This window comes from Citrobacter cronae (assembly GCF_016893685.1).
Classification (GTDB): Bacteria; Pseudomonadota; Gammaproteobacteria; order Enterobacterales; family Enterobacteriaceae; genus Citrobacter; species Citrobacter werkmanii.
In genome coordinates this window covers 4152589-4156422 of sequence record NZ_CP069763.1, presented here as the reverse complement: position 1 = coordinate 4156422, position 3834 = coordinate 4152589, and the positions used below count along the sequence as shown (strand labels likewise).

Annotated in this window: 3 protein-coding genes; all 3 read left to right on the top strand. The window is 47.5% G+C overall.

The window, feature by feature from the left end; genetic code table 11:
- Positions 1 to 126: 126 nt before the first annotated feature.
- The 3 genes from JSN25_RS17985 (at position 127) to JSN25_RS17975 (ending at position 3714) form a co-directional block, all read left to right on the top strand.
- Entirely contained in the window at positions 127 to 561 is a 435-nt protein-coding gene (locus JSN25_RS17985; RefSeq protein ID WP_042309017.1) for a phage terminase small subunit P27 family, read from the top strand.
- On the top strand, positions 561 to 2282 hold the full coding sequence (locus JSN25_RS17980) for a terminase large subunit (RefSeq protein ID WP_204525208.1): 1722 nt from the start codon (positions 561 to 563) through the stop codon (positions 2280 to 2282). Before JSN25_RS17985 ends, JSN25_RS17980 begins: the two co-directional genes overlap by 1 nt.
- 172 nt (positions 2283 to 2454) lie before the next feature.
- A complete protein-coding gene (locus JSN25_RS17975) occupies positions 2455 to 3714 on the top strand; it encodes a phage portal protein (protein WP_204525207.1) in 1260 nt (419 codons plus the stop codon).
- Positions 3715 to 3834: the final 120 nt, after the last annotated feature.

Here is a 3834-nt window from a genome sequence, read left to right as displayed (position 1 = left end):
CAAGGGGGAGGGGGGATCAAATCCCTGACCCCTTTCGCGCTTCAGGACTGCCGCCTGAAGGCCATTTTTGCACGTCATAAATAAGGATCTTTTTTCCGGTAGGTTTCACCTATTAAAAGAGGAGTTATGGCTGGTGGAATTCGATCGTCTGGAGGGGGGAGAAAACCCATCTTACCCGCCGGGCAAAAAAGTAAATTAACCCGAATTGCACCTCCTGCAGAGTTAATGGGGGAGGCTGCTATAAGAATGTGGAAGACCCAGAGCAAAATCCTGATCGAAAGAGGCGTATTTGAACTTGAAGATGCCCCCTTACTTTTAGCCTACTGCAATGCCTTCCATCTTATGCTTGAAGCTGAAAAATTACTGGCTTCAGGGCTGACAACTGAAAGTGAAATGGGAGGATTAAAAAAACATCCTGCAGTTAACGTCCGAAATGATTCAGTTTCCCAGATTGCCCGTCTGGGCTCACTTCTGGGGTTAGATCCGCTCAGCCGTATCAGAATGACCAGTGGCAGAAATGCTCCTGACGATGACGGGAATGAATTTGATGAGTTTGACTGATGGCTACATATCCGAACGTCAATGCAGCGAACCAGTATGCAAGAGATGTTGTTGGCGGGAAGATCCTTGCTTGTCAGTTAACTGTGCTTGCCTGTCAACGACACCTTGATGATTTGGAACGTGCGAAGGATCCTGCCTGGCCTTACCGGTTTGATAAAAACAAGGCCGAGCGATTTTTGCGCTTTGCTCAGAAGATGCCTCATACGGCTGGTGAATGGGCCAGGAAGAAACTACGCATAGAATTTGAGCCCTGGCAAAAGTTTGCTCTTGGTGTGCCATTTGGTTGGGTTAATAAGAAGTCCGGATTCCGCCGTTTTTCTGAAATATATATTGAGGTTCCCAGGAAAAATGGGAAGTCTGCAATTGCAGCTGCCGTTGGTAATTATATGTTTTGCGCTGATGGAGAACATGGTGCAGAAGTGTACTGTGGCGCCACTACAGAAAAACAGGCCTGGAAAGTCTTCTCTCCCGCTCTACAAATGGTAAAAAAACTCCCTGCATTGCGACAAAAATACTCAGTCAAACCCTGGGCAAAGAAAATGACCCGTCCGGATGGCTCTGTTTTTGCGCCAGTCATCGGCGATCCTGGTGACGGCGATTCCCCTTCATGTGCAATTATTGATGAATATCACGAGCACCAAACAGATGCTCTTTATACGACTATGACAACAGGAATGGGGGCAAGGGAACAACCTATCACTCTGATCATTACAACTGCGGGTTATGACATTACTTCTCCGTGTTATGAGAAACGTGCTCAGGTGGTGGAAATTCTACGCCGGAATCGGGTGGGAGAAGAAAACGAAACGATTTTCGGTATTATTTACGGTCTTGATGATGATGACGACTGGACAAAACCTGAAGCATTAATCAAAGCAAATCCAAACTTTGGCATTTCCGTAAAAGAACACTTCCTGCGCGCAAAGCAATTGCTTGGAATATCTAACCCCAGCCAGACGAACAAAATTCTTACCAAGCATTTTAACCGGTGGGTAAGTGCCAAGACGGTTTTCTATGATCTGCAAAAATGGATGGCTGCAGCGGACAATAGTCTCAAGTTGTCTGATTTCGCCGATGAAGATTGCTGGTTGGGGATAGACCTTGCGTCCAAGGTTGACCTGAATGCGGTCGTACCAGTATTCAGACGGGAAGTGGATGGTATTACGCATTTCTACTGTGTCAGTCCGATGTTCTGGGTGCCTGAAGATACGGTTTACTCACCAGATCCCACATTGAAAACCACTTCTGACCGCTATCAGTCATTTGTTAAACAAGAGGTTCTGATTCCGACAGAAGGTGCGGAAGTGGACTATCGGCTTATTTTTGAGTCAATCCTTCAATTACGTCAGCGTGTAAAAATCGTTCAGTGTCCTATTGATCCTTACGGTGCAACATCATTACGACACATGCTTGAAGAGGAGGGGCTGGAGCCAGTTGAGATCAGGCAAAACTTCACCAACATGAGTGACCCTATGCGTGAAATTGAGGCCGCGCTGGCATCAGGACGTTTTCATCATGACGGCAACCCTATCATGAACTGGTGCATCCAGAATGTTATTGGGCGTTATTTGCCTGGAAGCGATGATATTGTCCGCCCCGGCAAGGAGGGGAAGCAAAATAAAATTGATGGTGCTGTAGGATTACTTATGGGGGTCGGACGGGCCATGCTGAACAGTACAGTAAGTAAATCGGCTTATGATGAGGAAGATATTACATGTTAATCACAGTCCTGAGTTTTATTCTCGGCCTCGTTGGAGTCGGCTTATTGTCGACCGGTGCCTGGCTTATTTCACCCTCCGTCGGATTTATTACTGGCGGTTTGATTTGTCTGCTGTGGTCGTTTTTAATTGCGAGATCCTTATCTACAGGATTTCACAAACCAGGGGGTGAGTAATGTTTATCCCCCAGATGTTTCGGGGTAAATCGCGATCAGGAAGTGGATTCTGGGAAACCATGCTGGGAGGAGTGAGTTCGAGTCAGAGTAAGGCTGGGATAATCATAACTCCTGAAACTGCGATGGCATTATCAGCTGTTCGGGCATGTGTAACTCTTCTGGCTGAATCTGTAGCGCAACTGCCGTGTGAGCTTTACAGACGAGGTGCTAACGGAGCCCGTAAGCGAGCTACTGACCACCCCGTTTATGATCTTGTACATTCCCAGCCTAATAAAAAGGACACCTCTTTCGAGTATTTTGAGCAACAACAGGGCTTGTTAGGGCTGGAGGGCAATTGTTACTCGATTATCGACAGGGACGGGAAAGGTTTCCCGAGGGAATTAATCCCGGTTAATCCCAAAAAAGTCATCGTCCTGAAAGGGCCAGACGGGATGCCCTATTATGAACTCCCCGAAATTGGCGAAACGTTGCCAATGCGCATGATTCATCATGTGAAAGTATTTTCGCTCGACGGTTATATCGGCAGTTCTCCAATCCAGACAAATGCGGATGTACTTGGGTTAAACCTGGCTGTGGAGGAACATGCTGCTCAGGTTTTTCGTCGAGGTACGACGATGAGCGGTGTTATTGAGCGTCCAAAAGAAGCTGCGACAATCAAAAACCAGGATGCAATAGACAGACTGCTGGCAAAGTGGACGGACAGGTATTCCGGCGTCAGGAACGCATTCTCTGTTGCATTGCTTCAGGAAGGGATGAGCTACAAACAGCTATCTCAGGATAATGAGAAAGCGCAGTTGTTACAGTCCCGTCAATGGGGCGTGGAGGAAGTGTGCCGGCTCTATAAAATCCCGCCTCATATGGTGCAGATGCTGGCGAAAGCCACAAATAACAACATTGAGCATCAGGGGCTGCAGTTTGTGATGTACACGCTGTTGGCCTGGCTGAAGCGTCATGAAGGCGCATTAATGCGCGATCTGCTTTTACCCAGCGAGCGCGGTGATCTGTACATTGAATTCAATGTTTCTGGCCTGCTGCGCGGGGATCAGAAGTCACGCTATGAATCTTATGCCTTAGGTCGCCAGTGGGGCTGGTTATCGGTTAACGACATTCGCCGCATGGAGAACCTTCCACCCATCGCCGGAGGGGATAAATACCTGAAGCCTCTGAATATGGTCGACAGTAAACAAATCTTACCTGGCGATAACACGCCAACAGCAAAACAACTGGCAGAAATCAACTCTATTCTGTCCAGAAACTGAATATCACCCGCAGTGCGGGCTGACCTGGTAAATTCTCATGACAAAAAATTTAATTAATCTGCCGCATCTGGCGGCTATGGTCTTTGGTGTTCCACATTACGTGACACGACAGACAATGGA

What these genes read in the sequence shown, in the direction of transcription:
- JSN25_RS17985 (WP_042309017.1), top strand. Translation starts at nt 127, where the DNA reads ATGGCTGGTGGAATTCGATCGTCTGGAGGGGGGAGAAAACCCATCTTA.
- JSN25_RS17980 (WP_204525208.1), top strand. Translation starts at nt 561, where the DNA reads ATGGCTACATATCCGAACGTCAATGCAGCGAACCAGTATGCAAGAGAT.
- JSN25_RS17975 (WP_204525207.1), top strand. Translation starts at nt 2,455, where the DNA reads ATGTTTATCCCCCAGATGTTTCGGGGTAAATCGCGATCAGGAAGTGGA.